Source organism: Thermogemmatispora sp., from assembly GCF_019683635.1.
Lineage (GTDB): Bacteria > Chloroflexota > Ktedonobacteria > Ktedonobacterales > Ktedonobacteraceae > Thermogemmatispora.
Map to the genome: position 1 here is coordinate 1 of NZ_JADGIA010000346.1, position 2,547 is coordinate 2,547.

General features: G+C 60.0%; 1 protein-coding gene and 1 CRISPR repeat array. The gene reads left to right on the forward strand.

Annotation, left to right across the window (positions count from 1 at the left end):
• A partial coding sequence (locus IRZ31_RS21140) for a hypothetical protein (protein WP_297157706.1) occupies window positions 1-1,262 on the forward strand: 1,262 nt, incomplete at its 5' end.
• A 505-nt stretch (window positions 1,263-1,767) separates the two neighbouring features.
• Window positions 1,768-2,392: a CRISPR direct-repeat array (repeat unit 37 nt; unit sequence GTGGCAGAGGAGTCGATCCGCTAGAGGATACTGAAAG).
• The last annotated feature ends 155 nt before the right edge of the window (window positions 2,393-2,547 follow it).

Consider the following 2,547-nt stretch of genomic DNA (forward strand, 5'->3'; position numbering starts at 1 on the left):
ATGTGTATATGAGACTGGGTCAGATGGGGGCGGGTCTGATTGCCCAGGTCAGTCAGATGCAGGGCATGGAGGTAGTGGCGGCTGCCGATATTGAGACGGAGCGAGCTGTGGCTGCCTTCCGCGCCTGTGGCTATAGTGAGGAGGAGGTGCTGCTCTTGCCGCCGGGGGCCAGCAGCCGTGAGGCCGATGAGGCGGTGCGGGCTGGCAAGCGGGTGGTGACGGCGCGGGCGACGTTGGTCCCCGATATTGCCTCGTTGGATGCCGTGGTGGAGGCCACGGGCGTGCCTGCGGTGGGCGCGCTGGTGGCCTATCGGACGATTCTGGCGCGCCGTCACATCATCATGCTCAATGTGGAGACCGATGCTACGATCGGTTATTTGCTGAAGCGTATGGCCGATGCGGCAGGCGTGGTCTATACGACCTCGGCGGGCGATGAGCCGGGGGCGATCCTGGAGTTGTATGATTTTGCGCGCTCGCTCGGCTTTGAAATTGTAGCGGCTGGTAAGGGGAAAAATAATCCGCTGGACCGCAGTGCGACGCCGGAGCAGTTGGCTGAGCAGGCGCGGAGCCGGCATATGAGTCCGCATATGCTGACGTCGTTTGTCGATGGGACGAAGACGATGGTGGAGATGACGGCGGTGGCCAATGCGACGGGGTTGGTGCCGGATGTCAGTGGGATGCATGGGCCGCAGGCGACGCCGGAGACGCTGGCGCAGGTTTTTTGTCCGCGCGAGGATGGGGGTATTCTGGGACGGCGGGGAGTGGTTGATTATGCGCTGGGAAGTGTGGCGCCGGGGGTCTTTCTGGTGATTACGACTCAGCAGCCGAAGGTGATTGAGGATTTGCGCTATTTGCGCCTGGGGGAGGGACCATACTGGGCGCTCTATCGTCCATATCATCTGGCCAATCTGGAGACGCCGCGTTCGATTGCTCAGGCGGTGTTGTATCGACAGGCGACGCTGGCGCCAGCGGGGCCGCCTGTGGCGGAGACGACGGCGGTGGCGAAGCGCGATCTGCAGGAGGGTGAGGTGTTGGAGGGGTTGGGTGGAACGTCTCTCTATGGCAATATTGAGCGGGTCGAGGTGGCGCGGGCGCAGCGCCTGCTGCCATTGGGGCTGACGGCGCGGGCGCGGGTGCGCCGTCCGGTGGCGCGCGGTCAGACGCTGACCTACGATGATGTGGAGCTGGATGCCCATTCCTTTATAGTGCAGGCGCGGCGTATGCAGGATGCGCTGATTTACGATGGGGAGCCGCCGCTGTAGCTGAGACGAGAGGCCCGGTGTCAAGTCAAGGGGGATACGGTGGATGCACCTCTGATGCTGTTTGCCATTGATGGCTGGACTGGACTGGATCGGACCGGACTGGCTGGGCGGGGACAGATGAGAGCGGATGGCCTGGCTCTCTGCTGTTCCCGCCTTCGTTGTGACTGGGGGAGCGGAGTGGGGGAAGATCAGGGGTGGTGTAGAAAGGCCCTTTTGAGGGGCTGATTGGAAACTCTCCGGGCACACCTCGGAAATGCGGTCAGAATCTGACCGCATTTCCCTGGGAGCGCACATCTTTTGCTCCTTTTGCTATTGAAAATATGCTTTTGCTTTCTCGAAACTCGCCCCTTGTGGCTTGCAAAAAACGAGTTTCGAGAAAGGTCGTGATGCGATAGATTTTGGGGGGTGGGGGCAGAAGAAAACGCGGCGCTGAGCTGCCAAAAACGGGGCCTCGATCGTTATAAGATATGTAAGAAGTATCCCCGACCCTGTTTCGCTGGCTGCGGTGGCAGAGGAGTCGATCCGCTAGAGGATACTGAAAGACCCAAAGCCGAGTGGATAACGATTGCTCATGTTCGTGGCAGAGGAGTCGATCCGCTAGAGGATACTGAAAGTCGCTGACCGGCTCTGGTCAGCAAGGCAGTGGTTGAGTGGCAGAGGAGTCGATCCGCTAGAGGATACTGAAAGACTCTCCCCCTCAGTATGTAAAGTGCCATAGGAGAGTGGCAGAGGAGTCGATCCGCTAGAGGATACTGAAAGTGCCGCTGTCCGCAGGGTCTGCTATCAAGCCCGCCAGAGTGGCAGAGGAGTCGATCCGCTAGAGGATACTGAAAGGCGCGCGCGGTGGTGGCCACCGCAGTGGCGCTTGCCGAGTGGCAGAGGAGTCGATCCGCTAGAGGATACTGAAAGACGGGATAACCACGTTTGGGACTTCCCTCGTTGTTCGTGGCAGAGGAGTCGATCCGCTAGAGGATACTGAAAGTTCATCGAGAAGCCGGAGATCTTCAACAGGAATCTTGGTGGCAGAGGAGTCGATCCGCTAGAGGATACTGAAAGTTCGTCAACCTGGTGCGACGCCAGTTTGAGCTACAGCGTGGTAGAGGAGTCGATCCGCTAGAGGATACTGAAAGCATCTTTCAGACGGCTGAGCGCAAGAGGAAGCAGATCGCGCGTGGGAGCTTTCCGCGTCTGTCCGGCGGGCGTCCCTCGCGTATGCGCATGAGTGGGGGGATCAGAGGCTGACCTGCCACAGCTTCACAATCCTGGTTCCGGCCATGATGAGACG